General features: G+C 59.2%; 26 protein-coding genes. 5 read left to right on the top strand and 21 right to left on the bottom strand.

The features are described from left to right. Positions 1–125: 125 nt before the first annotated feature. The 4 genes from H8F22_RS23515 to H8F22_RS23500 are packed head-to-tail and all read right to left on the bottom strand — an operon-like array spanning position 126 to position 2859. Complete coding sequence (locus tag H8F22_RS23515) at positions 126–1424, bottom strand: NAD(P)/FAD-dependent oxidoreductase (RefSeq protein ID WP_059182141.1); 1299 nt, start codon at positions 1422–1424, stop codon at positions 126–128. Positions 1425–1484: 60 nt separating this feature from the next. Further along, complete coding sequence (locus tag H8F22_RS23510) at positions 1485–1658, bottom strand: DUF3094 domain-containing protein (protein ID WP_032833555.1); 174 nt, start codon at positions 1656–1658, stop codon at positions 1485–1487. A 50-nt stretch (positions 1659–1708) separates the two neighbouring features. Continuing rightward, positions 1709–2236, bottom strand: a complete 528-nt coding sequence (locus H8F22_RS23505; RefSeq protein WP_059182142.1) for an MOSC domain-containing protein — start codon at positions 2234–2236, stop codon at positions 1709–1711. Continuing rightward, positions 2233–2859 (bottom strand): DUF1780 domain-containing protein, encoded by a 627-nt coding sequence (locus tag H8F22_RS23500; protein ID WP_027924174.1) that lies wholly within the window; start codon positions 2857–2859, stop codon positions 2233–2235. The genes H8F22_RS23505 and H8F22_RS23500 overlap by 4 nt, the downstream gene beginning before the upstream one ends. 128 nt (positions 2860–2987) lie before the next feature. Between H8F22_RS23500 and H8F22_RS23495 the strand changes: the two genes are divergently transcribed. The 3 genes from H8F22_RS23495 to H8F22_RS23485 all read left to right on the top strand — a co-directional run bounded on the left by H8F22_RS23495 (position 2988) and on the right by H8F22_RS23485 (position 4420). Continuing rightward, on the top strand, positions 2988–3455 hold the full coding sequence (locus H8F22_RS23495) for a hypothetical protein (protein ID WP_027924173.1): 468 nt from the start codon (positions 2988–2990) through the stop codon (positions 3453–3455). Next, entirely contained in the window at positions 3452–4141 is a 690-nt protein-coding gene (locus H8F22_RS23490; protein ID WP_027924172.1) for an energy-coupling factor ABC transporter permease, read from the top strand. Before H8F22_RS23495 ends, H8F22_RS23490 begins: the two co-directional genes overlap by 4 nt. 63 nt (positions 4142–4204) lie before the next feature. After that, positions 4205–4420: a hypothetical protein gene (locus tag H8F22_RS23485; RefSeq protein WP_027924171.1), complete on the top strand. Its 216-nt coding sequence runs from the start codon at positions 4205–4207 to the stop codon at positions 4418–4420. Positions 4421–4424: 4 nt separating this feature from the next. Here the strand turns inward: H8F22_RS23485 and yacG are convergent, their stop codons facing one another. From yacG to pilB, 5 genes are read right to left on the bottom strand one after another with little or no spacing between them, the layout of a single operon-like run. After that, a complete protein-coding gene (gene yacG, locus H8F22_RS23480) occupies positions 4425–4625 on the bottom strand; it encodes a DNA gyrase inhibitor YacG (protein WP_027924170.1) in 201 nt (66 codons plus the stop codon). Further along, on the bottom strand, positions 4622–5245 hold the full coding sequence (gene coaE / locus H8F22_RS23475) for a dephospho-CoA kinase (protein ID WP_027924169.1): 624 nt from the start codon (positions 5243–5245) through the stop codon (positions 4622–4624). Before coaE ends, yacG begins: the two co-directional genes overlap by 4 nt. After that, a complete protein-coding gene (locus H8F22_RS23470; protein ID WP_059182143.1) occupies positions 5242–6114 on the bottom strand; it encodes a prepilin peptidase in 873 nt (290 codons plus the stop codon). The genes coaE and H8F22_RS23470 overlap by 4 nt, the downstream gene beginning before the upstream one ends. A 1-nt stretch (position 6115) precedes the next feature. Continuing rightward, the gene (locus tag H8F22_RS23465) at positions 6116–7333 is read right to left on the bottom strand and encodes a type II secretion system F family protein (protein WP_194940745.1); all 1218 of its coding nucleotides are present in this window, start codon (positions 7331–7333) and stop codon (positions 6116–6118) included. Between the two features lie 2 nt (positions 7334–7335). Then, positions 7336–9036 (bottom strand): type IV-A pilus assembly ATPase PilB, encoded by a 1701-nt coding sequence (pilB, locus tag H8F22_RS23460; RefSeq protein ID WP_027924166.1) that lies wholly within the window; start codon positions 9034–9036, stop codon positions 7336–7338. A 225-nt stretch (positions 9037–9261) separates the two neighbouring features. Here pilB and H8F22_RS23455 point away from each other — a divergent pair, with 225 nt between their 5' ends. Further along, positions 9262–9684, top strand: coding sequence for a pilin (locus H8F22_RS23455; protein ID WP_027924165.1), 423 nt, complete (start codon positions 9262–9264; stop codon positions 9682–9684). Positions 9685–9994: 310 nt separating this feature from the next. Further along, positions 9995–10348, top strand: coding sequence for a BON domain-containing protein (locus tag H8F22_RS23450; protein ID WP_027924164.1), 354 nt, complete (start codon positions 9995–9997; stop codon positions 10346–10348). Positions 10349–10529: 181 nt separating this feature from the next. Here the strand turns inward: H8F22_RS23450 and H8F22_RS23445 are convergent, their stop codons facing one another. From H8F22_RS23445 to H8F22_RS23390, 12 genes are all read right to left on the bottom strand, one after another. Then, a complete protein-coding gene (locus H8F22_RS23445; RefSeq protein WP_050590206.1) occupies positions 10530–10790 on the bottom strand; it encodes a DUF2845 domain-containing protein in 261 nt (86 codons plus the stop codon). Between the two features lie 35 nt (positions 10791–10825). Next, positions 10826–13777 carry a DUF748 domain-containing protein gene (locus H8F22_RS23440; RefSeq protein ID WP_032833554.1) on the bottom strand — a complete coding sequence of 984 codons (2952 nt, stop codon included), beginning with the start codon at positions 13775–13777 and terminating at the stop codon, positions 10826–10828. A 93-nt stretch (positions 13778–13870) separates the two neighbouring features. Next, positions 13871–14887 carry a class I SAM-dependent rRNA methyltransferase gene (locus H8F22_RS23435; protein WP_059182146.1) on the bottom strand — a complete coding sequence of 339 codons (1017 nt, stop codon included), beginning with the start codon at positions 14885–14887 and terminating at the stop codon, positions 13871–13873. Between the two features lie 156 nt (positions 14888–15043). After that, on the bottom strand, positions 15044–15916 hold the full coding sequence (locus H8F22_RS23430; protein ID WP_027924160.1) for an oxygenase MpaB family protein: 873 nt from the start codon (positions 15914–15916) through the stop codon (positions 15044–15046). Between the two features lie 50 nt (positions 15917–15966). After that, positions 15967–17904 carry an acetate--CoA ligase gene (gene acs / locus H8F22_RS23425; RefSeq protein WP_027924159.1) on the bottom strand — a complete coding sequence of 646 codons (1938 nt, stop codon included), beginning with the start codon at positions 17902–17904 and terminating at the stop codon, positions 15967–15969. A 227-nt stretch (positions 17905–18131) separates the two neighbouring features. Then, positions 18132–19796 carry a glucose-6-phosphate isomerase gene (pgi, locus tag H8F22_RS23420; RefSeq protein ID WP_027924158.1) on the bottom strand — a complete coding sequence of 555 codons (1665 nt, stop codon included), beginning with the start codon at positions 19794–19796 and terminating at the stop codon, positions 18132–18134. Positions 19797–20025: 229 nt separating this feature from the next. Beyond that, positions 20026–20406 (bottom strand): aspartate 1-decarboxylase, encoded by a 381-nt coding sequence (panD, locus tag H8F22_RS23415; protein ID WP_003228271.1) that lies wholly within the window; start codon positions 20404–20406, stop codon positions 20026–20028. Positions 20407–20601: 195 nt separating this feature from the next. Further along, entirely contained in the window at positions 20602–21462 is an 861-nt protein-coding gene (gene panC / locus H8F22_RS23410; RefSeq protein ID WP_194940744.1) for a pantoate--beta-alanine ligase, read from the bottom strand. Then, a complete protein-coding gene (gene panB / locus H8F22_RS23405) occupies positions 21459–22259 on the bottom strand; it encodes a 3-methyl-2-oxobutanoate hydroxymethyltransferase (RefSeq protein WP_027924156.1) in 801 nt (266 codons plus the stop codon). The genes panC and panB overlap by 4 nt, the downstream gene beginning before the upstream one ends. A gap of 365 nt (positions 22260–22624) precedes the next feature. After that, complete coding sequence (gene folK, locus H8F22_RS23400; RefSeq protein ID WP_027924155.1) at positions 22625–23110, bottom strand: 2-amino-4-hydroxy-6-hydroxymethyldihydropteridine diphosphokinase; 486 nt, start codon at positions 23108–23110, stop codon at positions 22625–22627. A gap of 3 nt (positions 23111–23113) precedes the next feature. Further along, positions 23114–24514 (bottom strand): polynucleotide adenylyltransferase PcnB, encoded by a 1401-nt coding sequence (locus H8F22_RS23395; protein ID WP_027924154.1) that lies wholly within the window; start codon positions 24512–24514, stop codon positions 23114–23116. A 739-nt stretch (positions 24515–25253) separates the two neighbouring features. Further along, entirely contained in the window at positions 25254–26690 is a 1437-nt protein-coding gene (locus H8F22_RS23390; protein WP_027924153.1) for a sigma-54-dependent transcriptional regulator, read from the bottom strand. Positions 26691–26695 lie beyond the last annotated feature (5 nt).

The following is a 26695-nucleotide window of genomic DNA, read 5'->3' as shown; positions in this document are numbered from 1 at the left end:
AGAAGTGTTTGCAGGTGAGCCCGAGGCGACTGCATCGCGGGCACGCCACGCTCCCACAGGAGGATGCAGATCAACTGTGGGAGTGTGGCGTGCCCGCGATGAGGCCCTGACGCATGCCGGAAATTTTAGTGCAGTTTGAGTCGCGGCTCAGTCCCGCGCCCGATTTTACTGCCCAGCATCAGCATCGCCGTACGGAACGCCCCATACAGCGCCATCTGGTGCATGCGGTACAGCGACACGTAAAACATCCGCGCCAGCCAGCCTTCCAACATCACGCTGCCCGTCAGGTTGCCCATCAAGTTACCCACAGCCGAAAAACGCGACAGCGAGATCAACGAGCCGTAATCGGTGTACTTGTACTCCGGCAACGCCTTGCCCTCGATCCGCAGCTTCAGCGATTTGGCCAGCAACGACGCCTGCTGATGCGCCGCCTGAGCGCGCGGCGGCACATTGCGATCGGTACCTGGTTGCGGGCAGGCCGCGCAATCGCCGAATGCGAAGATGTTCTCGTCGCGGGTGGTTTGCAGGGTCGGCAGCACTTGCAGCTGGTTGATGCGGTTGGTTTCCAGGCCATCGATGTCCTTGAGGAAGCCCGGCGCACGAATCCCGGCGGCCCAGACTTTCAGGCTCGCGTTGATCACTTTGCCATCGGCGGTGATCAGGCTGTCGGCCGTCACTTCACTGACCGCCGCATTGGTCATGACGTTGACCCCGAGTTTCTCCAGGGTTTTATGCACAGGCCCGCCGATGCGTTCCGGCAGGGCCGGCAATACCCGTGGACCGGCTTCGATCAGGGTGATGTGCATGTTTTCCGGTTTGATCCGGTCCAGACCATACGCCGCCAGTTCATGCGCTGCGTTGTGCAGCTCGGCAGCGAGTTCGACACCGGTGGCCCCGGCGCCGACGATGGCCACGCTGATCTGTTCGACCTTGTCGGTTTGCCCGGCATGGGCACGCAGATAATGGTTGAGCAATTGCTGGTGGAAGCGTTCGGCCTGTTTGCGGGTGTCGAGGAACAGGCAATGCTGCGCCGCGCCCTGGGTGCCGAAATCATTGGTGGTGCTGCCGACCGAGATCACCAGCGAGTCGTAACCCACTTCACGGGCGGGCACCAGTTCCAGGCCGGCTTCGTCGTAAGTGGCGGCCAGCTGGATTTTTTTATGCGTGCGATCGAGCCCGCTCATGCGCCCCAGCTGGAACTCGAAGTGGTTCCATTTGGCTTGGGCAACATAGTTGAGTTCGTCTTCGGAAGAGTTCAGCGACCCGGCCGCCACTTCGTGCAGCAGCGGTTTCCAGATGTGGGTCAGGTTCGCGTCGACCAGCATCACACTGGCCGTGCCACGCTTGCCCAGAGTCTTACCCAGACGGGTAGCCAACTCCAGACCGCCGGCGCCGCCGCCGACAATAACAATACGATGGGACATGGGGATAACTCGCAAGGCTAAAAGAAATCGGTACGGTTATCCGAGCGAGCGCAAGGCAGCTCATAGCGTCAGGTAACTGATAAATCGGCTCAACAGGCCAAGGCCTATGGTCACTGCCAACACCACCACCAGGAGCATCCACGGCCGGAAAGGCCGGCGCTCGACTTGGTGCTGGGACAAGTGCAGGTACTCTTCGACATGCTTTTGGTCGTCGGGGTTCAGGCGGCTGGTCATAAAGGCCTCGTCAGTAGACGTTGCTGAATGTGTAGAAGCTACAGGCAGATTTAACGCACGTTGAACGGAGCATAGCCGCTGTCCGGGATGGGCTCGACGCTCACCGTGTCGTCCAGTCGAATGATTCCACTTTGTATCACCCGAGCGGTGATTCCGCCATGGCCACGCACGGCCTGAAAGGTCCCGGGGCCGAGGTTGTTTTGCAGACGCGCGCAAGGCTGGCACCAACCGGTGGTTTCGAAAATCGCCTGACCGATCCGGAAGCGCCGGCCCTTGAGACTGAACAGGTTGATACCGCTAATAACGAGGTTGCGCCGCAAATCATCAGGTAAAACCGGTTGATCGTCCGGGCGGCCCATCAGCGAACTGATGACGGCCAAGTGTTCCCATTGAATCAATGTCACCTGCCGCGCGTTACGGATGCCAGGACGGGCTCGATCGCCAGTCAAGCCGGCCTCGAGTCGCGCTTCCACTGCATCCAGTTCGATCATCGGTACGTGAGGTTCCGGGCGCACGCCGATCCAGCGGACTCGGCCGGTTTGCGGGACATGTGCGATCAATTCCTGCAATGGGCTCACAGGCTGATTCCGACATCGAAGACGATGCTGCGCCCCAGGTTGCTGCGCAGGAAATCCGGTGCATCCGGGTGCGCGAACAGCACCCGGGCAAATGTCGGGCCGACCAGCGACAACGAACGCCAGCCCTGGCGCAAATATTCGGTGGGCGGCGGAAAATGGCTGTTGAGGTCCAGCACTTCACGCTTGAGGCTGGCGAAGGCGATGATGTCGAGCTCCCCCAGGTCCATGCCGCGTTCTTTGTAGTTGTGCGCTTTTTTGCGCAAGGTCGGCGCCAGTCGCAGCAAAAACTCATTGGCAGGAATGCGCTTAGGCTTGGCTTCGCGGCGCACCAACTGGCTCAGTGAGAACGCGCTGCGCCGACGTTGCAGCTCGTCGCGCCATTCGTCGTTCAGTCGGCGGCCCTCATCGAGTACGAAGAACACTTCGAAATTCGCCTCGCGAAACAACACGTCCGGCGGCTCACCGGCCGGGGCGAACTCGTCGGCGCGGTAGGAAATGTTCAGGCCTTGCAGCAGGCGCTGGCACACCCAACGCTCACGCTCCCATTTGCGGGCATTGGAAAGGAACGCGTTGGCTTGCTCGGCCGCAATGGTCAGCAGGCGTAAATAATCTGAGTCATCCATAGGCCCAAGCTTAGCGTTCAAATGCGACAAGCAGAAACCGTTTACCGGCATTGGAGATCACTGGGCAGTCAGAATCGGCGGTGTAGACTGATGGCCATCATGCGTAAGCGATAGTACGAGGTGTGAACGTGAAATATTGGCCGGTGTTGCTGCTCAGTTTTCTACCCGTGTGGGCCCAGGCGCTGGAGGTGGGTGAGCGACTGGCGCCCTGGACCCTGCTCGATCAGTTCGATCAGGCCTTCACGCTCGATAATCAGACTCAGACGCTGCTGGTGGCGCGGAGCATGGAAGCCGCCAAACTGGTTGAGGCGGCGTTGCAAGGCCAGCCCAAAGGCTATCTGGAGGCGCGGCACGTTGTATTTCTAGCGGACATCCAACGCATGCCACAGCTGATCGCGAAGATGTTTGCCATTCCGGCCATGCGCGATTATTCCTACAGGGTAATGCTGGACCGTGAGGGGCGCGTAGTGCCGCGTTACCCAGGTGCAGAGGATAAAGTGCTGTGGCTGCAACTCAAGGCAGGCCAATTGGTGGCGCAACACGAATACAGCACGGCCGCGCAGCTGCATGAGGCGCTGGAGAAGGTCCGGCCATGATCGGTGCCGAGCTGCTGTCACCCGAAACGCTGACGGTCGGCTGGCTGATCTATGTGCCCGTGCTGCTCTGGGCGATCTGGCGTGCGCCGTGGGTGGAGTTATTCACCGACAGTCGGCGCCAGCATTTGCTGTTCGGTACGGTGTTCGCGCTGTTTATGCTGTGGCTGGTGCGGCGGGATTTTGATACCGGCGTGTCTTATCACTTCATCGGTATGACGGCCGTCACGTTGTTGCTGGACTGGCCGCTGGCAATCGTCGGTGGCTTGATTGCGCAGTTCGGGCTGGTGCTGCTCGGGCGTCAGGACCTGGTCGCCGTAGGGGTGAACGGGGCGTTGCTGATTTTGCTACCCGTGCTGGTTACTGAGTGCATCGCCATCCTGGTAGAGCGGGCGCAACCACGAAATCCCTTTGTGTATATCTTCTGTTCGGGTTTTTTTGCCGCCGCGCTGTCGGCATTGTTGTGTCTGCTGCTGGCGCTGGGGGTGCTGTGGTACGACGAAATTTTTGTCATGCCGTATTGGCTCGAAGATTTTGTCGGCTATCTGTGGCTGCTGATTTTTCCGGAAGCGTTCATCAACGGCATGATCGTCAGCGCGTTGGTGGTGTTTTGCCCGGAATGGCTGGAGACGTTCAATCGCACGCGCTACCTGTCGGCCCCTTGGAAAGACGACGATCCGAATTCTTGATCCACATCAAATCGGCTAAACGCCGGTGAACTCATGCTCGACAAAATCTTGAGGAGCATCGACATGAGTGTGTACGAATGGGCAAGACAGGAGCTGCGTCAGAGTCTGGATGGGGCGCAGGAGGTGGGTTTTGATCCGGGGTTGAGCCTGCGCGCCTTGCTCAGCGCAGTGGTGCAACAAAGCAAGGCGGTGCGCAGTATCGAGGACCTGGCTGACGAGTTGCGCTTTCTCGCGGAAAACCTCGATGACGACCAGGACTACGGTTTTATGCGGCCCTGAGAAATCAGTGGCGCGGGTCGAAATCTTCGCTGAACAGCTCGTCTTCAGCGTCCGGGCTGACCGGAATCTTGTGTTCTTCCGATGCCCATGCCCCGAGGTCGATCAATTTGCAACGGTCCGAGCAGAACGGCCGAAATTTGTTCTCGGGGCTCCATTCGACAGGCGCGCCACAGGTTGGGCATTCGACGGTTGTTGGTTGGCTCATGACTGGCCTCCACGCAAAGTAAGGTAAAAGTGATGCAGGCGTTCGACCTCGCTGTGCAGCCAGGCGAGGTCGCGGTCGTTGACCACCACATCGTCGGCATGGCTCAAGCGGTCTTCGCGGCTGGACTGGGCCTTGAGGATCGCCTGGACCTGTTGCTCGCTGGTCTGGTCGCGCTGCAAGGTGCGTTCGATCTGTAACTGTTCCGGCGCATCGATCACCAGCACCCGTTGGGTCATGGCGTACTGCCCGGACTCGATCAACAGGGGCGAAACCAGAATCGCGTAGGGCGATTGTGCCTTGGCCAGATTGTGTGCGATTTCTTCACCGATCAACGGATGCAGCAGGCCTTCGAGCCACAGGCGTTCTTCCGGCACTTCAAAAATCAGTTTTCGAAGAGCGGCGCGGTCCAGTTGCCCATCGGCTTGCAGCACGCCGGGGCCGAAGTGTTCGGCGATGGCGGCCAGCGCCGGGCGACCCGGTTCCACCACCCAACGCGCCGCATGATCAGCGTCGACGACGTGGATACCGAGGTCGATGAAGTGTTGGGCCGCCGCGCTTTTGCCGCTGCCGATGCCGCCGGTCAGGCCAAGAATCCAGGGTTTTTCCACAGGGGTATTCATTTCAAACCGACAAACTGCCAATAGAAGTCGGTTATTTGACCACCCCAGAGCAAGGCAATCCAGCCGGCAATCGCCAGATAGGGGCCGAAGGGGATTGGCGACGAGGTTTTCGCGTCGCGCAGGCGCAACAAAATCACCCCGAGAAGGGCGCCTACCAGCGATGCCAGGAGGATCGTCAGTGGCAAAATCTGCCAGCCGCCCCAGGCACCGAGCATGGCCAGTAACTTGAAATCGCCATGGCCGATCCCGTCCTTGCCGGTGAGCAGTTTGAACAGCCAATACACCGACCACAATGCCATATACCCGGCCACTGCCCCCCAGAGCGCTTCATGCAGTGAGACGAAAACGCCGAAGCTGTTGACGATCAACCCCAGCCAAAGCAGCGGCAATACCAGCACATCCGGCAGCAGTTGGTGCTCGGCGTCGATCAGACTCATCGCCAGCAAGCCCCAGGTCAGGATCAGCACCGTGCAAGCCGGCCAGCCGAAACCGAAATGCCAGGCGATAAACGCCGAAAGCAGACCGCACGCCAGTTCGGTCAGCGGATAGCGCTTGCTGATCGGTGCGGCGCAGCTTGAGCAGCGACCGCGTAAAAACAGGTAACTGAGCACCGGAATGTTTTCCCACGCGCGAATCCGATGGTCGCAGTGCGGGCAGTGGGAGTGGGGCAGCATCAAGTTGTAGGTCGGGCCCGGCACTTCGGGAGGCACGCCCAGCACGTCATGGGCTTGCAGTCGCCATTCGCGCTGGAGCATTTTTGGCAGGCGCCAGACCACCACATTGAGAAAACTGCCCACCACCAGGCCCACCGCCAAGGCGATGACCACGAAAAACGCCGGGTAAACCGTGAGGATTTCAGTCAATGGCATGTCAGATCGCTGAGCCGAGTTGGAAGATGGGCAGGTACATCGCAACCACAAGGCCTCCGACGATAACACCGAGCACGACCATGATGAATGGCTCCATCAGGCTGGTGAGGTTATCGACCATGTTGTCCACTTCGTCTTCGTAGAAGCTCGCGACCTTGTCGAGCATGTCGTCCAGCGCACCGGACTCTTCGCCAATGGCCGTCATCTGAATCGCCATGTTGGGAAAGATGCCGGACGTGCGCATGGAAAAATTCAGCTGCATGCCGGTCGACATGTCCTGCTTGATGCGCAACACCGCGCGCTTGAACACGATGTTGCCGGTGGCGCCGGCCACTGAATCCAGCGCTTCGACCAGTGGCACGCCAGCGGCAAAGGTGGTCGACAGCGTGCGGGCGTAGCGGGCCACGGCAGACTTGTACATCAGCGTGCCAATCAACGGCAGTTTCAACAGCCAGGTGTCCAGCCAGTCGCGAAACCCCGGGGATTTCCTGAAGGCGTGACGCACACCGAAAATGCCCGCGAACAACCCGCCGAGCATTGCCCACCACCACTGCTGCATGAATTCCGACAGACCGATGACCATCACTGTGAACGCCGGCAATTCGGCCCCAAAGCCCTTGAACACTGACTCGAACTGCGGCACGACCTTGACCAGCAGAATCCCGGTGACAATGATCGCGACGAAGACCACCGCCAGCGGGTAGGTCATGGCTTTCTTGATCTTGGCCTTGAGGCTTTCGCTCTTTTCCTTGTAAGTCGCAACCCGCTCCAACAGGGTATCGAGGGCGCCGGCCTGCTCGCCGGCGTCCACCAGGTTGCAGTAAAGCTCATCGAAATACTGCGGCTTCTTACGCAGGGACGCGGCGAAGCTGTTACCCGCCGCCACTTCCTGTTTGACCTCGTCCACCAGCTTGCGCATCGCCGGGTTATCGAAGCCTTCGCCGATGATGTCGAACGATTGCAGGAGCGGCACGCCGGCTTTCATCATTGTCGCCATCTGCCGGGTGAACAGGGCTATGTCCTGGGCCTTGATGCGTTTGCCCAGGTTGAAAAACGACGCGGATTTCTTGCGCACCTTGCCGGGGTTGATGCCTTGCTTGCGCAGTTGAGCCTTGATCAACGCCGGGTTCTGGCCGCTCAGCTCGCCGGTCATTTTCGTGCCTTTGCGGTCTGTGCCTTCCCAGGCATAGACGCTGATTTTTGCTGCTTTGACCGCCATGTTCAGTCCTTGGTGACCCGGTTGATTTCTTCAAGGCTGGTGACGCCGTGCATGGCCTTGATCAGGCCCGAGGTGCGCAAGTCGTTGAAACCGTCCTTGCGCATCTGGCTGTCGATTTCCAGTGAATTGCCTTCGGCCATGATCAGCCGTTGCAGGTCCTTGGTGTTCTTCACCACTTCATAAATCCCGACTCGCCCTTTGTAGCCGCCGTTGCACTGATCGCAACCGACCGGATCATAGATCGTGAATGAGCCGATGCGTTCCTCGGGAAAGCCTTCCTTGAGCAGCGTTTCGCGGGGAATCTCGAGGGGTGTCTTGCAGTGACTGCACAATTTGCGCGCCAGTCGCTGGGCGATGATCAGGGTGACCGAGGTGGCGATGTTGAAGCCCTGAATGCCCATGTTGAGCAAACGGGTCAGGGTTTCGGCCGCGCTGTTGGTGTGCAAAGTGGACAGCACCATGTGCCCGGTCTGCGCGGCCTTGATGGCGATCTCGGCGGTTTCGAGGTCACGGATTTCGCCGACCATGATCACGTCCGGGTCCTGGCGCAGGAACGAACGCAGTGCCTGGGCGAAATCCAGCCCTTGCTTGGGATTGACGTTGACCTGATTGATGCCTTCCATGTTGATCTCTACCGGGTCTTCGGCGGTGGAAATGTTGATGTCGACGGTGTTGAGAATATTCAGGCCGGTGTAGAGCGACACGGTCTTGCCCGAGCCGGTGGGGCCGGTGACCAGAATCATCCCCTGTGGCTGCTTCAGGGCGGCCATGTACAGGTCTTTCTGGTCGGGTTCGTAGCCGAGGGCATCAATGCCCATTTGCGCGCTGGCCGGGTCGAGGATCCGGATCACCACTTTCTCGCCCCACAAGGTCGGCAGGGTATTGACCCGAAAGTCGATGGACTTGCTTTTGGACAGGCGCATTTTGATCCGCCCGTCCTGAGGTTTGCGCCGCTCGGAGATGTCCAGGCTGGCCATGACTTTCAGCCGCGCCGCAATGCGGCTGGCCAACTGGATGGGCGGCTTGGCCACTTCGCGCAACATGCCGTCGGTGCGCATCCGCACCCGGTAGGTTTTTTCGTAGGGCTCGAAGTGCAGGTCGGAAGAGCCGCTCTTGATCGCGTCGAGCAGCATTTTGTGGACGAACCGCACCACGGGGGCGTCATCGGCATCCTGCCCGGCGATGGCGTCATTTTTGTTGTCGTCGGCCGACTCGATGTCCAACCCATCGAGGTCAACGTCTGCCATGTCTTCCAGGCCACTGGCGTGGCTGTCGAAGAATTTTTCGATGGCCTCACTGAGTTTGTCGTCCTCCACCAGGATGGCTTCGGTGTTTAGCCCGGTGCTGAACTGGATGTCATTGATCGCCTGATGATTGGTCGGGTCGGAAACCCCCACGAACAACTTGTTGCCGCGCCGCCAGAGGGGCAGGGCGTGGTGCTGGCGGATCAGTTTTTCGCTGACCAGTCCCTTGGGCTGGGTTTCCCTGTCCAGGCCATTGAGGTCGAGCAGCGCCATGCCGAAATGCTCCGAGGCGATCTCGGCGATCTGGCGGCTCTTCACCAGTTTGTTTTGCACCAGGTAACTGACCAGGGAGATTTTATTGCGTTGGGCTTGCTGATACGCCTGTTGCGCGCTTTTGTCAGTGAGCAGCTCGGCCAGGACCAATTGCTTGGCCAGACCGCTAAGGGCGATGTCATTCATTGGGATACCGGACACAGACAGTTCATGACTTATAGCCTAGTCAAGGACCCGAGCCCAACCAGCCGTGTTGAGGTGACAAAAAGTGTCAGATAGTGCGGTTGCTGGGTGTCGCAAAGGTCCTTTGATCGACACTGCTCCCCGCCAGCAGGGGCTGTAGCGCTTGGCACGGGCTGTGCTGGAGCTCTTTCAGATCATGAGATTCCGACTCATGCATGGAGCTTGTCTATGAAGACTCAGAAAGGTTTTACCCTGATCGAACTGCTGATCGTGGTGGCGATCATCGGGATTCTGGCGACGTTTGCGTTGCCGATGTATTCCAAATATCAGGCCCGGGCGAAAGTGACGGCGGGTCTGGCCGAGATTTCCGCGATGAAGGTGCCGTATGAAGATGTGATCAACCAGGGCACTGCGCCAACGGTTGCCAACGTGGCGCCGGCAGGTAGTGCCACGACCAGCAATTGTACGGTCGCGGTGACTGGCACGGCGTCCACAGGCGCGGGCACGATTGTGTGCACGATTCTGAATGCACCGGCGCCAGTGCTGAGCAAGACCATTACCTTGACCCGCGATGCAACCAATGGCTGGTCGTGTACCAGCACCGCTCAACAGGACTACGTGCCTAAAGGTTGCACGGGTTCCGCTACCTGAAGGCTGACCTCCAGAACAGCCCCGCGTCCAAAGGACACGGGGCTTTTTTTTGCTTGCGAATGTCTTTCAGACACAGAAAAAAAGCCAAAAAATTCAGCGTGTTAGGAACTTTGTGAAAAGCCGCATGTTGCATGCAGAGATTTCCCAGGTCATGCATTTTGCATGATTTCGAAAATGGGTCTAATTTGCAAGCTATTGATTTATAAGGATTTATTGGTTGTCTCAAAGTTGGCACAGCGTTCGCAACATACTCAGTAACCCTGCTGAGAAGACAACCAGCAGACTTTCTAGAAAAACAGGAGTTACTCGTATGAAGAAGTTCGCTATCGCTGCCGCTACTGCTACCGCGCTGACCCTGACCATGGCCAACGTGGCATTCGCACAGACCACCACCACTCAAGCGCCAATGACCTTGGCTGCTGGTGAAATGACCAAGGCCGAGGAAGCTACTTCCGATACCTGGATCACTACCAAAGTCAAAAGCGACCTGCTGACCGAAAAAGGCATTCCTGGTACCGACATCAAAGTTGAAACCAACAAAGGTGTTGTGTCGCTGTCGTCCACTGTTGCAGTGACTGATTCCCAGAAAGCCACCGCCGTGGCGATCACCAAGAAAATCAAAGGCGTCAAAGCGGTCTCCGCTGACGGCCTGAAAGCCGAGTAAGGCAAGACTTCTCGCCTGGACCGGGAGAAGGTGTGGCAGACGGGCTGAGTAATACGCCTGCCGCTTCTTAGGAGTTCATGCGAACGGCCATAAGGATGTGGCCATTACAGGCCTCCGACATTCGTGTCGGGGGCCTGTTCTATTTGCGGCACCCAAAATCAAAATGTAGGAGTGGTGAAGTTCAGTTGCCGCGCTTGCTGGTGATCTGCCTCAGGCGATTCCCTTCAAACCGCAGGAACTGGTACATCCCGCCATTGGGCCCGTACGTCCATTCTTCCACCTGAAACTCTTCGCGTCGGTTGGCACTGCGTTTGTAGCCCAGCACATCGCGGCTGACCGGTTCCCCGCACTTCTGCAGCACTTCGCTGGACCTGTCCCCAACGCTGATCAATTGACTGCCGCAGCGCAGCGTATCGGCCGCCGAGGCCTGGCTGGCAACCATCACCAGGGCCAGGCCCGCCAGCAATCGCCTCACGATCACTCCGCGTCCAGATGCAGCGGCGTTACCACCCGGCCATCACTTTCGGCTTCGCCAAGGTTGGCGTCGATGAAGTACACACGGTCATCGGCCAACTGACCCTTATCCACCAGATAGTCCTTGATGCTGCTGGCGCGCTCCTGCCCCAACTGACGCAACAGCACATCGCTGGTGCTCCAGAACTTGATCACGTCGGCGCGCATTTTCGCGGTGCGTTCTTCCTTGCCCAGGTCCTTCCATTCGGCTGGCGGCTGGGTCTTCAGGCGTGTGCGGTAGATGCCTTCCAGCAGCGGGCCTTTCTCGTTCTCCGGGACCTCGAGCAACGAAGCCTGGGCCGGCACCTTGTCGCCACGACGCTGGAGCATTTTGTAGTAGTTGTACTGGTATTCACGTTCCAGGCGTTGCTCGGCAATCAGCGGGCCGTCGCTGCTGGCGGCGGCCGTGCCTTCGATTTCCAGGCGCAGGGCTGGACGTTCCTTCAAGGCTTGGGACAGTTTGACCAGGGCGCCTTCAGCGTCCTTGCTCAAATCGCTTGAACCCGGCGCGAACGACACGGTGCCCAAGTCCTCGGAACCGCCGCCACTGACCAGTCCGCCAATCAGTTTGAACGGCGCAGCGGCCGCTTTGACGATCAGGTTGCGCAGGGTCTGCCAGACAATCGGCATGATGCTGAACTGCGGATTATTGAGGTCGCCAGTGACCGGCAACTCGATGGAAATCTTGCCATCGACATCCTTGAGCAAGGCAATCGCCAGTTTCAGCGGCAGGCTTACGGCATCCGGGCTGTCGACCTTTTCACCGAGTTGCAATTGCTCGATCACCACTTTGTTTTCGGCTTTGAGCTGGCCTTTGGTTATCAAGTAATGCACATCAAGATTGAGCCGGCCCTTGCGGATGCGATACCCGGCGAATTTGCCGGAGTAGGGCGTCAGCGTGGTCAGTTCCACCCGTTTGAAACTGGTCGCGATGTCGAGACTGGCCATTGGGTCGAACGGATTGACTGCGCCCTTGATGGTCACCGGCGCATAACGGTCAACCTTGCCCTTGACGTCCACGCTGGCCGGTTTCGCCTGACGGCTGTCGATGGTGCCGATCTGTCCGTTGAGCTGTTGGATGGCGGTGGCGAAGTTCGGTGTCAGGCTGAAGTCGGCGAAGTTCGCCGAACCGTCATTGATGGCAATGCCGCCGATGTGAATGCCCAGGGGTTTGTCTTTGCTGGCCGGTTTGGCCGCTGCGGTTTTGGCGCCGCTATCGGGCGGTTGCGGGATCAGCAGGTCATCGATGTTGGTGGTGCGATCATCGTTGATCATGAAGCGCGCATACGGCTGGAACAGGTTGACCTTGTCGATCGACAGGCTGTCGCCGTGCTGATAATTCAGGCCTTCGAGCACCAGTTGTTGCCACTTGAGGAAGTCGCGGGTTTTAAGGGTGTCGAGGGTGTGCAACTGATCGACCTGTGCACGACCGGTGACGCTGAACGCCAACGGCTCGGTGCTTTTCAGATCGACCGCCAGATCACTGCCCAGCATGCCGCTGCGCAGTTCCAGGCGAATGAACGGGGTGATGTAGGACTGTGCGATACGCAGGTCAATGTCTTTGGTCTGTACCTTCAGTTTGGCGCTGATCGGGGCGAGATTGACCACGCCGTCTGCCAGGAGCTTGCCCTGTTTACCCACGCCGGTGTCGAGCTTGAGATTGAAAGGTGAGCCATTAAGGCTGTCGAAGTTCTGCAAGTCCAGATTCAACGGGCCGACTTCCAGCGCTACGGGGGGCTGCGCCTTGCGGTCGGCCAGATGCACCTGGTAATCGCGCAGCTGCACGTCTTTGAGCAGCACCTGCCACGGTTTGCTCGGTGGCGCCGGTTCCGGTTTGGGCGAGTCGGCTGCCGCTGGCGTACTGGCCGGTTCGGCTTTGGCTTTGGCGGCGGATTTGGACGGCTGGCTGGCGAACAGCTTTTGCCAGTCGAGTTGCCCGTCGGCTTCGAGGGCGGCCCAGGTTTCCAGTTTCTGGCTGCGAATCTTGCCGACCACCACTTGCTGCTTGGCCAGGTCGACCGTGGTTTCGCTGATGTCCAGTCGTTCCAGTTTCGCTAAAGGTCGGCCGTCCGGGGCCTTGATCGCGAACGGCGCGATGCTGACCGCAACGTTGTTCAGCAACAGTTCGGTTTCTTTGGACAGGTTGAGTTTGTAGTCGGTACTGAGGTTCATGATGCCGCTTTCGAGGTCCAGGGGCACGGCGTCGCGCACGTAGGGCCAGAAGGCTTTCATCTTGCCGTCGGTGATTTTCAGCTTACCTTCGGAGGCGAGCGGGATCAGGCTGAAGTTGCCGGTCCAGTCGACCTGGCCGCCGTTGGGGCCGATGGCTACCAAGGTCATGTCGGCGCTGTCGTCGGGCAGAGTGCTGAGGTTTTTCAGCTCGAAGTCGAGTTTGTCGTAGAGAAATTCGATGGGTTCGCTGGGACGCGAGTCCTCGAAGTGCAACGCGCCGCCAGCGAGATTGATCCGGTCCACGCGCAGCGGAAATGGTTTGGCGTTCGGGTCGGCAGGTGTCGGTTCGCTCGCGGGCAGTTTGAACAACCCGAGCAGGTTGAGCTGGCCGTCCTTGCCGAAGAGGATTTCGGTCTTGGGTTTGTCCAGTTCGATGTCGGACAGATGCACGGCCTTGGTCCAGAGACTGTCGACTTGCACATTGGCGTAGAGGCGTTCGAAGCCGATCTGCTCCTTGCCCGGTTCGCCGATGATCAGCCCCCAAAGGGTGACTTCAAGGCTGAACGGGTTGAGTTCGATCCGTTGAAGGTGGGCGGGCACCGTGGCGTAGTTGGCCAATTGCTGGTTGGCAACCCGCAACGCGATGCCCGGCAAAATCAGAAACCCCAGCAAGCTGTAGAGAGCCAGAGCAGTCAACAAGGCGCCGATAGCGCGAATCAATCCTTTGGGCATGTGCGGCTTCATCTGTCTGAATCGGAGTGCCTTGGAGTATGGCACGCGATTACGGTTCCGAAGTCATCACGCTTTACAGGATTTGTCTGAAAGTCAGGGGGAATCTCAGAGCTGCAGGATCAGCGTTTTCAGCGGAGGTTGTTGATCCATCGACGGAAAATCCCCGCCCGGCGTCATCACGGTCCACTCGCGTACTGGCCGTCCGGCCTTCTCTGCACAGCGCAACACCTGTTCGCGCCAGTCGTTCATGCTGACCTTCGCCAGGTTGTTGCAGCAGATCAGCACGCCGTTGTCGGCGGTGGTCAGCAGCGCGGGTTTGAGCAGGCTCTGGTAGTCGCGCAGCAGGTCGACGGTGCCGAAAGCGCTCTTGGCCCAGGCGGGTGGATCGAGCAGCACCAGATCGTACTGACGCTGTTCCAGTCGCTGGTAACTCGGCAGTTTCTGCCCGCGTCGTTGACTGATCGGCAGGCCCGCCAACTGGCGGATTGCCGGAAAGTAATCGGACTGGATGAATTGCATGGCGGGCAATTGTGGATTGAGCAGCCCGTTCTCGCGGCCGACCGCCAGGTTACCCTCGGCGAAATCCAGGTTGCACACCTCACGGGCGCCACCGGCCGCAGCACTCAGGCCGACGCCACAGGTGTAGGCAAACAAGTTGAGCACGCTTTTGTTTTGGCTGTGCGCCTTGACCCATCCGCGGGTGTTGCGCAGGTCGAGGAACAGCAGGGGATCCTGGCCGGCGTGACGCCCGCGAACACGGTAGTTCAGGCCCCATTCGTGGCCGACCAGGTCCGCCAGCGCGGCTTCATCGGCCCGGTAGACCGTGTCTTCGCGGTCGATGCGTGAATTGCCACGGGAGCGGTCGTTGTAGACCAACAGGGTGTCGAGGCCCAAATGCTGATTGATTGCCTCGTGCAATTGCAGCAGCGCATCGCGTTCCAGCGCCTGGTGAAAGCTTTGCACCAGCAGTTGCGGACCATAGCGGTCGATGGTCAGGCCGCCGGCGCCTTCCTGGCTGCCGTGGAACAGGCGATAGCAATCGGTGCCTTGCTGATGCAGTTCGGCAAGCAGGTCCTGGCGATGTTCTAGGGCGGCGCGCAGCGCCTGATTCAAGGAAGACATGCTGGGCGCCTTGCAGGAGGGAATTTGGCGCGGGAGTTTAGCAGCTTGGCGCCATACCGAGGTGCTGCCTTCGCAAGCAGGCTCGCTCCCACAGGAATTTTGTGTTCGACACCGATCAAATGTGGGGTCGGGCTTGCTCGCGAAGCTTTTAGCTTTTCAGGTGAGCAACCCCATCCGCCGCTTCGCCCGCTGCACCGAGCCATTACGCACCGCCCAGCGCAACATCGGCGCACTGCGATTGACGCTGGCGCGGATCAGTTTGCGTTGCAACGGATTCTGGCTGATGCCCAGCATGTCACTGGCCCAGTCCGGCAGCAGATCGATCCCGGCCTGCATCATCAACCCGCCGAAAGGCCTGGCCAGACGGCTGGGTGATGGCGCGTTCAACAACAGTCGCAACACTTCACGGCTGCGTTCATCGCACAGCAACTGTGGGCGAATGCGCTCAAGATAATCAGCAATTTGTTGTCGCGAGCGGGGCACATCACGGGCGCCCAGTCGTTCGGCGATCAACGCGATTTCTTCGTAGTAACGGTCCTGGTCGGTCAATGACAGGTGCGGATTGCGATAACGCAAATGCGCGGCGAGGAAGTTGCTGACCTCGGCCACGTGCACCCAGGTCAGCAGGTCCGGATCGCTGGCCGCATAAGGCCGACCATCCGGTGCTGTGCCGGTCACTTGTAGGTGAATGGTGCGGACTTTCTCGATCAGCCAGTCGGCATCTTTTCGTGAGCCAAACGTGGTGCCGGAGATGAACTGCCCGGTGCGGCGCAGTCGGCCGAGCATGTCCTCGCGGAAATTCGAATGGTCCCAGACCCCGGCCAGGGCCAGGGGGTGCAAGGCTTGCAGCATCAGCGCACTGATGCCGCCAATGAGCATGCTGCTGAAGTCGCCATGCACTTGCCAGCTCACCGAATCGGGGCCGAACAGGCCCGGATCGCCCTTGGGGTTTTCCAGGTCGAGCTTGCCGAGGGACAGACCGGACAGGCTCATGACCTGGGTTTCGATGCGGGTGCGGATAAATTCCATGGCGACTCAGTGGCGAAAATGAAACGCGGCCATGGCTGGCCGCGTCGGGCTTATTGGTTCAGGCGTTTATCGACCAGGTCCTGAACAACACTCGGATCAGCCAGGGTCGACGTATCGCCCAGGGTGTCCAGTTCGTTGCAGGCGATCTTGCGCAGGATACGCCGCATGATCTTGCCCGAGCGGGTTTTCGGCAAGGCCGGGGCCCATTGGATCAAGTCCGGTTTGGCGAAGCTGCCGATTTCCTTGCTGACGTGGGCCAGCAGTTCTTTCTTCAGTTCGTCGCTGGGTTCGGTGCCGTTCATCGGGGTGACGAAGGCGTAGATGCCCTGGCCCTTGAGGTCGTGGGGGTAACCGACCACGGCGGCTTCGGCGATGCTGTCATGCAGCACCAGGGCACTTTCCACTTCGGCGGTGCCGATACGGTGGCCGGAGACGTTGATCACGTCGTCGATACGCCCGGTGATCCAGTAATCGCCGTCCTCATCGCGTCGCGCGCCGTCACCGGTAAAGTAATAACCGGGGTAGGGTTTGAAGTAGGTGTCGACCATTCGTTGCGGGTCGCCGTAGACACTGCGGATCTGCGCCGGCCAGCTGGATTTGATCGCCAGCACGCCGCTGCCAGCGCCTTTGATTTCCTTGCCCGTTTCATCGAGCAACACTGGTTGCACGCCGAACATGGGCTGCGTGGCGCAACCCGGTTTGATCCGTTGCGCACTGACCAGCGGGCTGAGCATGATGCCGCCGGTTTCAGTCTGCCACCAGGTATCGACTATCGGGCAACGTTGTTCACCGACCGCATTGAAGTACCAATCCCACGCCTCCGGGTTGATCGGCTCACCGACGCTGCCGAGTAATCTGAGGCTGGCGCGGGACGTTTCCTTCAACGGTTCCGGCCCTTCGCGCATCAGCGAACGCAACGCAGTGGGCGCGGTGTAGAAAATGTTCACGTGGTGCTTGTCGATGACTTGCCAGAATCGCGAGCTGGTCGGGTAGCTTGGCACACCTTCAAAGATCAGCGTGGTCGCGCCGTTGGCCAGCGGGCCATAAACGATGTAGCTATGGCCGGTGACCCAGCCGACATCGGCGGTGCACCAGAACACTTCGTTATCACGGTAGTCGAGCACGTATTTGAAGGTCATCGCCGCTTGCAGCAGATAACCGCCGGTGGTGTGCAACACGCCTTTGGGCTTGCCGGTGCTCCCGGAGGTGTAGAGGATGAACAGCGGGTCTTCGGCGTCCATCGGCTCTGGCGGGCAATCGTCGCTGACATCGCGCAGGGCCTGGTGATACCAGAGGTCGCGCCCTTCAACCCAATTCACTTTGCCTTGTGTGCGCTCGACCACGATGACGGTGCTGACGTTCGGGCAACTCTCCAGCGCCTTGTCGACTTTCTCTTTCAGCGGTACGAATTTGCCGCCGCGCACGCCTTCATCGGCGGTGATCACGGTGCGGCAATCGGCATCGAGAATCCGGTCGCGCACTGAGTCCGGGGAAAAACCACCGAAGACCACCGAATGCACCGCGCCGATTCGTGTGCAGGCGAGCATGGCGTAAGCGGCTTCAGGAATCATCGGCATGTAGATGCAGACGCGGTCGCCTTTCTTTACGCCTCGGCTTTTGAGCACGTTGGCCAGGCGGCAGACGTTGTGGTGGAGTTTTTTGTAGGTGATCTGTGCGGATTCGGCGGGATCGTCGCCTTCCCAGATAATGGCGATTTGCTCGCCGCGCTGTGCCAGATGACGGTCGATGCAGTTGTAGCTGACGTTCAGCTTGCCGCCAGCAAACCAGCTGGCTTCACCGGTTTTCAGGTTATAGCGCTGGACGGTGTCCCACGGCGTGCTCCAGTCGAGAAAGCGCGAGGCTTGTTCGGCCCAGAAAGTGGTGGGGTGTTCGATGGATTCGCGGTACAGGCGGTGATAGTCGTCTTGACTCAAATGCGCAGCCCGGCGGACGGCATCGGCTTTGGGGAACGTGCTGATATCGAACATGACGGTTCCTTATGCTTGTTTTGCGACAAGTAATAAAGATGCGCCGAGCGGTCAACGGGTTCAAGTCATACACAAAACAACTGCAGGAGTGAGCCTGCTCCCGATGGCGGTGGATCAGCCAACATTAATGTTGAATGACAAACCGTTATCGCAAGCAGGCTCACTCCTGCAGGGGGATGGTGTTGCCCACAGGGTTTATGTTTCAACCCTGTGGGCAAGGCGTCAGATCAACCGCGGTGACGGCCGCGGAAATAGTTGATCAGGCCTTGGGTCGAGGCATCGTCAGCAGGCGTTTCTTCGCTGCCGACCAGGCGGTTGTAGACGCCTTTACCCAGTTCTTTACCCAGCTCCACACCCCACTGATCGAAGGCGTTGATGCCCCAGATCACGCTTTGCACGAAGACTTTGTGTTCGTACATCGCCACCAGTGCGCCGAGGCGACGCGGACTGATTCGTTCAACCACCAGGGTGTTGCTCGGACGGTTGCCCGGGATCACTTTGTGCGACGCCAGTTTCTTCACGTCTTCTTCGCTCATGCCTTTGTCACGCAGTTCGGCTTCCGCTTCGGCAAGGGTCTTGCCGAGCATCAGCGCCTGACTCTGTGACAGGCAGTTGGCGTACAGCCACTGGTGGTGGTCGGACACCGGGTTGAAGCTGACGATCGGCACAATGAAGTCGGCCGGAATCAGTTGGGTGCCTTGGTGCAGCAACTGATGATAGGCGTGTTGACCGTTGCAACCGACGCCGCCCCAGATCACCGGACCGGTGTCGGTGGACACCGGGGTGCCGTCCTGACGCACGCTCTTGCCGTTGGATTCCATGTCCAGCTGTTGCAAGTGCTTGGTGATGTTACGCAGATAGTGGTCGTACGGCAGGATCGCGTGGCTTTGCGCGCCCCAGAAGTTGCCGTACCACACGCCGAGCAGGGCCAGCAGCACTGGCATGTTCTGTTCGAATGGCGCGGTCTGGAAATGCTGGTCCATGGTGTAGGCACCGGACAGCAGTTCCTTGAAGTTCGACATGCCGATGGCCAGGGCAATCGGCAAACCGATGGCCGACCACAGCGAGTAACGGCCGCCGACCCAGTCCCACATCGGGAAAATGTTTTCTTCGCGAATGCCAAACGCCACGGCGGCCGCATTGTTGCTCGATACGGCGATGAAGTGACGATACAGCTCGGCTTCCGAACCGCCCTGAGCCAGATACCAGGCGCGTGCGGCCTGGGCATTCTTCAGGGTTTCGAGGGTGTTGAAAGACTTCGATGACACGATGAACAGCGTGGTTTCGGCGCGCAGCTTCTGGGTCAGTTCGTGGAACTCACTGCCGTCGATGTTCGCCAGGTAGTGGCACCGCACGCCTTTCTGGGCGTAGGACAGCAGCGCCTCGGACACCAGCTCAGGGCCGAGGAACGAACCACCGATGCCGATGTTCACCACGTCGGTGATCGGCTTCTCGGTGTAACCGCGCCACAAACCGTCGTGGATGCGGCCCACGAGGTCGGTGATCTGGTTCAGCACTTTGTGCACTTCCGGCATCACGTTGACACCGTTGACCGACAGCTTGTCGCCCACCGGGCGGCGCAGTGCGGTGTGCAGGGCCGGACGACCTTCGGAGGCGTTGACGATTTCGCCTTCGAACAGCGACTTGATCGCGCCCTTGAGGTCGACTTCATTGGCCAGGCCCACCAGCAGGTTGCGGGTCTCGGCGTTGATCAGGTTTTTTGAGTAATCGAGAAACAGCCCGCAGCTGCTCAGGGTGAATTGGGTAAAGCGCTGCGGGTCGGCATTAAAGGCTTCGCGCATGCTGAAATCCTGCATGGCTTGGCGGTGATCATTCAACGCCTGCCAGGCGGGCAGAGCGGTCACGTCGTGAGGAGTGCGGTAGTACGCCATCGCTGCGGGTTTCCTTTTTACTTGAACGGCTTTTTGAACACTAAAAATCCCGGAGCGCTGCGGGTCGGCGTCCGGTCAACTGCGTCGACACGATTTCATGGCGCAGGGCGAATACAGTAAACCCCGCGCCTTGATCTGTCTTGACTTTGTCTGACCTGTTTCCGGTACTTTTTTAACATCAAAGTTTGAAGCGGCCGACAAACGGAAAAAAGACAGGGCTACGGCTCGATCAGGCGACCTGGACCGGAATGGCATTGCTGGTGTGGCTCAGTTCATTGCCTGGTGCCATGTAGAGCATGCGCGGCTTGAAGTTGAGCAGCTCGGCTTCGCTGTAATGAGCGTAAGCGCAGATGATTACGCGGTCACCGACCTTGGCCTTGTGAGCTGCGGCGCCGTTGACCGAGATCATGCGCGAGCCTTCTTCGCCACGGATGGCGTAGGTGGTGAAGCGTTCGCCGTTGTCGACGTTATAGATCTGGATTTGCTCGTATTCGCGGATGCCGGACAAGTCCAGCCATTCGCCGTCGATGGCGCAGGAACCTTCGTAATCAAGTACAGCGTGGGTAACTTCGGCGCGATGCAGCTTGGCCTTGAGCATGATGGCGTGCATGAGTGTTTCCCCAGGTCGGAATCGAACGGCGGGCAGTTTGCCCGAAGGCTTTGGAGGCAGCAATACAGTGTGTTTAACCACTGCTAACCCCTGTGGGAGCGAGCTTGCTCGCGATAGCGGATCAACATTCAACATTGATGTTGGCTGATCCACCGCTATCGCGAGCAAGCTCGCTCCCACAGGGTTTGCTGGTGTTTAGGCGAGCGCGTCGAGGTTCAGGTGCAGGTTGTCGATCAACCGCGTGGTGCCCAGGAACGCCGCCACCAGAATCACCAGGTCACGATCTTCCGGCGTCGCCGGGCGCAAGGTCAGCGCATGGCGAATCTCCAGGTAGTCGGTACGCAATCCCGCGGCTTCGAGCTGCTTGATTTGCGCGTCGATCAGCGCCGGGAAATCCCGGTCACCCTGTTTGATCGCGTCGGCAATTGAACTCAGGGTGCGGTAGACCACCGGTGCCACGGCACGCTGTTCTTCGCTGAGAAAGCCATTGCGAGACGACAGCGCCAGGCCATCGGCCGCGCGGACGGTCGGTTCGCCAATGATCTGGATCGGCATGTTCAAGTCATGCACCAGGGACTTGATCACAGCCAGTTGCTGATAATCTTTTTGGCCGAAAATCGCCAGGTCCGGCTGGACCATGTTGAACAGCTTGCTGACCACCGTCGCCACACCTTCCAAATGCCCCGGACGGCTGGCGCCGCACAGGCCTTCTGACAGCAGCGGAACGCTGACACGCGTCTGGCCGGCCATGCCGTCCGGGTACATTTCTTCAACGGTCGGCGCAAACAGCAGGTGACAACCGGCCTGGAGCAGTTTCTCCTGGTCGGCGGCGAGGGTGCGCGGGTACTTGTCGAGGTCTTCGCCGGCGCCGAATTGCAGCGGGTTGACGAAAATGCTCGCGACCACAAAATCCACCCGCTGGGAGGCTTTGGTAATCAGTGCAACATGACCGCTGTGCAGGTTGCCCATGGTCGGCACGAAGCCGATGCGCTTGCCTTCGCTGCGGGCACGGGCCACGGCGGCCCGCAGTTCGCGTACGGTTTTTACGGTGTTCATGCAGAAAATCCGTGTTCGATGCCTGGAAAAGTCGCCGCTTTGACTTCAGTTACGTAAGCACTCAGGGCTGCTTGAAGGGTGGGCTGGCCGGTCATGAAGTTCTTCACGAATTTTGGCACGCGACCGGTAATCGACAAGCCCAGCATGTCGTGCAGGACCAGCACCTGGCCGTCGGTGCTATTGCCAGCGCCGATACCAATGACCGGAATCTTCACGGCCTGGGTGATTTCTTCAGCCAGTTCGCTGGGTACGCACTCCAACAGCAGCATGGCGGCGCCGGCCTGCTCCAGCGAAATCGCATCGGCACGCATCTGTCGCGCCTGGTTTTCGTTACGGCCCTGGACTTTGTATCCGCCCAGGATGTTCACCGATTGCGGCGTCAGCCCCAGGTGCGCGCACACCGGGATGCCGCGCTCGGCCAGCAGGCGAATCGAGTCCGCCAGCCACAATGCGCCTTCTACCTTGACCATGTGCGCACCGGCCTGCATCAACAGCGCGCTGTTGGTCATGGCTTGTTCGGTGGTGGCGTAGGCCATGAAGGGCAGGTCGGCGAGGATGAGCGCATCGGTGTTGCCGCGTTTGACGGCTGCGACGTGATAAGCCATCTCTGCAGTCGTCACGGGCAGGGTGCTGTCGTGGCCCTGCAAAACCATGCCGAGGGAGTCGCCCACCAGCAGCACTTCGACGCCAGCCTCATTACAGGCGTGGGCGAAGGTCGCGTCATAGCAGGTCAGCATGGTGATTTTTTCACCTTTTTGCTTCAGACCTTGCAGAGTGGTCAGGGTGATGGCTGGCATGAAAAGATCCTCATTCAGGCGCTGTGGAAACTACTGCGAGTAACGCGCGTGATTCTTCGTTAAATACAGGCGCACGGTCTGTTGTCGTGCTTTTACGGCCTGGATTGCGCCCTTCAACGCCGTGTTGGCGGCAGCGGGACGCCTATAGTCGTGAGGAGAACTCGGGAAGTCAATTGCATGTGTTACCGCATTGTTACGACAGGGGTGTTACCGGGGTAACTGATGCGATTCAGCAACGGATTTTGGCTTCAACACAAAAACCAATGTAGGCGTGAGCCTGCTCGCGATGGCGTCCTGACAGTCAACATCTTGGGTGAATGTCAGGACGCCATCGCGAGCAGGCTCACGCCTACAGGGGGATAGGGTCAATTTTTGGGGAGGCGTTCCAGGCCGACGAACGGGCAGGCTGCAAGTAATTCGCTGAGGTGGCGGCCATCGGCCAAGCGCAAATCCGCAGGCGCCAGTTCGGCCAGTGGATACAGGACGAAGGCCCGTTCCTGCATATGATAGTGAGGGACTTTGAGCCGAGGCTCATCGATCAGTCGATCGCCAAACAGCACGATGTCCAGATCCAGCGTACGAGGCCCCCAACGTTCCAGGCGCTCGCGACCCTGGCCATTCTCGATGGCTTGCAGCGCATCGAGCAGGTCCAGCGGCGCGAGTGTGCTGTCGAGGGCGGCGACCGCGTTGGTGTAGCGCGGTTGGCCGGGTAGCAGCGAGTCGCTTTGATAGAAAGCGGACACCCCGACCAGCTCGGTTTGCGGTAACCGCGCCAGCGCTTCGACGGCGCTGCGCAATTGTTCGGCGGGGTCAGCCAGATTGCTGCCCATGCCGATGTAGATGCGTTCCATGGATTACTCGCCCGAGACGCTCGGTGCGCCGGCGGCGCGTTTACGCTTGGCGCCACCGCTGCGGCGACGTTTGCGCGGTGCACCGGTGCCGTCTTCCTTGCCGCTGAGGTCGCGGATCATGTCGCGACGTTCGCTGTCGTTGGCGTCCTGATAATCCGTCCACCATTCGCCCAGGCCATCGGTCTGCTCACCGGCGCTTTCGCGCAGCAGCAGGAAGTCGTAACCGGCACGGAACCGCGGATTCTCCAGCAACAGATCGGCACGCTTGCCGCTACGACGTGGCAGGCGCTCCTGCATGTCCCAGATTTCGCGGATCGGCATGGTGAAGCGTTTCGGGATGGCGATGCGTTGGCACTGTTCGGCAATCAGCTCGTGAGCGGCTTCCTGCATGGCCGGAATCGGCGGCATGCCACGTTCTTGCAGGCGCAAGACGCGAGCCGGCAGGGCAGGCCACAACAGGGCGGCAAACAGGAACGCCGGGGTCACCGGTTTGTTCTGCTTGATGCGCAGGTCCGTGTTGACCAGCGCATCGCTGATCAGGGTGTGGGTGTACGTCGGGTTGTATTCCAGCGCCTCGGCACTGGCGGGGAACAGCGGATCGAACAGCTGCAGGTCGACCAGCATCTCGAAGGTGTCCGCGGCGTGGCCGGAGAGGAACAGCTTGAGCACTTCTTCGAACAGGCGGGCCGACGGGATCTCGCGCAGCATCGGAGCCAGCTCGCGAATCGGCAAGGCGCTGTGTTTTTCGATACCGAAATTCAGCTTGGCGGCAAAACGCACGGCCCGCAGCATCCGTACCGGGTCTTCCTGGTAGCGCTGTTTCGGGTCGCCAATCAGGCGGATCAGATGATTGCGGATGTCGTGTACGCCGTTGGCGTAATCGAGAATGCGCTCGCTGACCGGATCGTAATACAGCGCGTTGATGGTGAAGTCGCGGCGTTGCGCGTCTTCTTCCAGGGTGCCGTAGACGTTATCGCGCAGGATGCGCCCGCTTTCATTACGGGAAGACTGGTTGCTGTCTTCTTCCTCGTCGTTTTGCGGGTGATTGGCGCGGAAGGTCGCCACTTCGATGATTTCGCGACCGAAGTGAATGTGCACCAGTTTGAATCGGCGACCGATGATCCGCGCATTGCGGAATTCGGCACGCACCTGTTCAGGTGTGGCACTGGTGGCGACGTCGAAATCTTTCGGCGTGATGCCGAGCAGCATGTCACGCACGCAGCCGCCGACCAGGTAAGCCTGGTAACCGGCGTTCTGCAGGCGTTCGACGATATTCACCGCGTAACGGCTGAATTGGGCCTTTTGCAGCGAGTGTTGGCCGCTGTTGAGCACTTCAGGCGTACTGCGAATGTGTTGCGTATGACGCTTGGGAGAACGGAATGACTGGAACAGCTTCTTCAGCATGGGATGCACTGTTTGAAGGAATGTTCGGCCATAACAGAAGAATGACCGCATGATGGGCGGGGATTCTAGCATTTAGTCGAGGGATGGTGTAGGACACAGCAGATATGAGCTGTAAGCCGCAGGCCTCCAGCGAAAAACAAAGCAGATTGGGGCAGGTTTTTCGAATCGTAGAAACTACAAGGGGAGCCGAAGCTCCCCAAGAAGTAGTTGCATGCTCTATTTTTATTATTGGTTTCGGGCTTTTTGTTTTTGTTAAGTGCCCTCGTCATGAAGCTTTTCCTTCATGACCCTCCCAATCGGGAGCCAAGAGCAAACGGATTGCTTTGGTCGCTGTGCTGCAGTGATCTTGCGATCCAACCAGTTCAGGCACTGTCTTAGGACAGTTTTTTATTATTCTCGGCCTGGTCGTGGGGCAAGCCCCAAATACAACGCCTCTCCAAAAGAATCAGTTAGCTGCGCCTCTCGCCGTCTTGTTTTTATTGTGCGTGAGTCGATTCGTCTTATTTTTATTATGTTATGCATTGCTTGTTATTGTTCTTGTACCAAACATATAGCAGGGTGCGTGCCAACTTTTGCGAACCCCAGTAAAACAAGGGGTTAGGTCGGTCCGTGGGGTTTTTGGAGGCCAAAAAAAGCCGGGGCTTCGTTACCGTAAGCCCCGGCTTCTGTTACGTGAAAAATCTGGGGTAACAGTTTTTTCACGAAGTCACGTGTTACCCACACCTCGGACAGGTGACATTCAGCTTTCGCTGGCGACCCCGGTCTTGCGCCGCGGGATGCCCAGGCGCTGACGACGCTCCCACAGGCATTTGCGGCTGACCCCGAGTTTGCGCGCCAGCTCGGTTTCGGTCATGTGGTCCTGATGCTCGAGGACGAAATGCTGGAAATAGTCTTCCAGCGACAAGTCTTCGGTCGGCTCATGGCTGGTGTTACTGCCATTGTTGCCCTGTTGCGGTGCCAGGCCGATGAACTCGTCCTCTTCCAGGCCACTCAATTCGATGTCGATACCCAACAGCTCGGCAGAAATTTCCGGGCTCTCGCACAGGATCACCGCGCGCTCGACAGCGTTTTCCAGCTCGCGAACGTTACCGGGCCAAGAATAATGACGAATCGCCTGTTCGGCATCCGGGGCGAATTTCAGATCGGTGCGGTTGACCCGCGCGCTCTGTCGCGCCAGGAAGGCATTGGCGATTTCGTTGACGTCCGCACCACGCTCGCGCAAGGCAGGCAGTTTCAGGGCGATGACGTGAAGGCGGTAATACAAGTCTTCACGGAACTGGCCGATTTTCGCCAGGCTCTTGAGGTCCCGGTGCGTCGCGGCGATCAAACGTACATCGACCTTTTGCGATTGAACCGAACCCACACGGCGAATTTCGCCTTCCTGCAACACGCGCAGCAAACGGGCCTGGGCTTCCAGAGGCAGTTCGCCGATCTCGTCGAGGAACAGCGTGCCACCGTCCGCTGCTTCCACCAGACCGGCTCGCCCGGCGCTGGCGCCGGTGAACGCACCTTTTTCGTGACCGAACAGCTCGGACTCGATCAGGCTTTCCGGAATGGCCGCGCAGTTCACCGAAATCATCGGCGCCTTGGCGCGCTTGGACAGGTTGTGCAGGGCACGCGCCACCAGTTCTTTACCGGTGCCGGATTCGCCCTGGATCAACACGTTGGAATCGGTCGGCGCGACTTTACGGATTTTGCTGTAAAGGTCCTGCATCGGCGGGCACGAACCAATGATGCCGATTTCGCCGTTGCTGTTGTCGACGCCCGCTTTCGCCGCGCCGTTGGTGGCTTTGCCAGCAGGCATTTCGCCACCGGCCGGCAACGATTGCCGATCACGCAGGATGCGGGCGACAGCCTGGAGCATTTCATCGTGATCGAAAGGCTTGGCGATGTAGTCCACCGCGCCCATCTTCATCGAGTCGACCGCCGAACGCAGGCTGGCGTAGCTGGTCATGATCAGCACCGGCGTGCCCTGGCCGAGTTTGATCAACTCGGTGCCCGGAGCGCCCGGCAGACGCAGGTCACTGACGATCAGGTCGAACGTGGGAATAGTGAAGCGTTCTTGTGCTTCCTGCACTGAACCGGCTTCGCTGACCTGGTACTGGTTACGTTCCAGCAGGCGGCGCAAGGCGGAGCGGATAATTGTTTCGTCTTCGACGATCAAAATGTGCGGCATTGATT

Source organism: Pseudomonas mucoides (assembly GCF_015461845.1).
In the GTDB taxonomy this organism is placed as follows: domain Bacteria; phylum Pseudomonadota; class Gammaproteobacteria; order Pseudomonadales; family Pseudomonadaceae; genus Aquipseudomonas; species Aquipseudomonas mucoides.
The sequence above is the reverse complement of the archived record's forward strand: the minus strand, read 5'-3'. Positions and strand labels throughout refer to the sequence as shown.

Coding starts and splice junctions, on each gene's coding strand:
- H8F22_RS23515 (WP_059182141.1), bottom strand. CDS start 1,424: ATGTCCCATCGTATTGTTATTGTCGGCGGCGGCGCCGGCGGTCTGGAG.
- H8F22_RS23510 (WP_032833555.1), bottom strand. CDS start 1,658: ATGACCAGCCGCCTGAACCCCGACGACCAAAAGCATGTCGAAGAGTAC.
- H8F22_RS23500 (WP_027924174.1), bottom strand. CDS start 2,859: ATGGATGACTCAGATTATTTACGCCTGCTGACCATTGCGGCCGAGCAA.
- H8F22_RS23490 (WP_027924172.1), top strand. CDS start 3,452: ATGATCGGTGCCGAGCTGCTGTCACCCGAAACGCTGACGGTCGGCTGG.
- H8F22_RS23485 (WP_027924171.1), top strand. CDS start 4,205: ATGAGTGTGTACGAATGGGCAAGACAGGAGCTGCGTCAGAGTCTGGAT.
- yacG (WP_027924170.1), bottom strand. CDS start 4,625: ATGAGCCAACCAACAACCGTCGAATGCCCAACCTGTGGCGCGCCTGTC.
- coaE (WP_027924169.1), bottom strand. CDS start 5,245: ATGAATACCCCTGTGGAAAAACCCTGGATTCTTGGCCTGACCGGCGGC.
- H8F22_RS23470 (WP_059182143.1), bottom strand. CDS start 6,114: ATGCCATTGACTGAAATCCTCACGGTTTACCCGGCGTTTTTCGTGGTC.
- H8F22_RS23465 (WP_194940745.1), bottom strand. CDS start 7,333: ATGGCGGTCAAAGCAGCAAAAATCAGCGTCTATGCCTGGGAAGGCACA.
- pilB (WP_027924166.1), bottom strand. CDS start 9,036: ATGAATGACATCGCCCTTAGCGGTCTGGCCAAGCAATTGGTCCTGGCC.
- H8F22_RS23455 (WP_027924165.1), top strand. CDS start 9,262: ATGAAGACTCAGAAAGGTTTTACCCTGATCGAACTGCTGATCGTGGTG.
- H8F22_RS23450 (WP_027924164.1), top strand. CDS start 9,995: ATGAAGAAGTTCGCTATCGCTGCCGCTACTGCTACCGCGCTGACCCTG.
- H8F22_RS23445 (WP_050590206.1), bottom strand. CDS start 10,790: ATGGTTGCCAGCCAGGCCTCGGCGGCCGATACGCTGCGCTGCGGCAGT.
- H8F22_RS23440 (WP_032833554.1), bottom strand. CDS start 13,777: ATGAAGCCGCACATGCCCAAAGGATTGATTCGCGCTATCGGCGCCTTG.
- H8F22_RS23435 (WP_059182146.1), bottom strand. CDS start 14,887: ATGTCTTCCTTGAATCAGGCGCTGCGCGCCGCCCTAGAACATCGCCAG.
- H8F22_RS23430 (WP_027924160.1), bottom strand. CDS start 15,916: ATGGAATTTATCCGCACCCGCATCGAAACCCAGGTCATGAGCCTGTCC.
- acs (WP_027924159.1), bottom strand. CDS start 17,904: ATGTTCGATATCAGCACGTTCCCCAAAGCCGATGCCGTCCGCCGGGCT.
- pgi (WP_027924158.1), bottom strand. CDS start 19,796: ATGGCGTACTACCGCACTCCTCACGACGTGACCGCTCTGCCCGCCTGG.
- panD (WP_003228271.1), bottom strand. CDS start 20,406: ATGCACGCCATCATGCTCAAGGCCAAGCTGCATCGCGCCGAAGTTACC.
- panC (WP_194940744.1), bottom strand. CDS start 21,462: ATGAACACCGTAAAAACCGTACGCGAACTGCGGGCCGCCGTGGCCCGT.
- panB (WP_027924156.1), bottom strand. CDS start 22,259: ATGCCAGCCATCACCCTGACCACTCTGCAAGGTCTGAAGCAAAAAGGT.
- folK (WP_027924155.1), bottom strand. CDS start 23,110: ATGGAACGCATCTACATCGGCATGGGCAGCAATCTGGCTGACCCCGCC.
- H8F22_RS23395 (WP_027924154.1), bottom strand. CDS start 24,514: ATGCTGAAGAAGCTGTTCCAGTCATTCCGTTCTCCCAAGCGTCATACG.
- H8F22_RS23390 (WP_027924153.1), bottom strand. CDS start 26,690: ATGCCGCACATTTTGATCGTCGAAGACGAAACAATTATCCGCTCCGCC.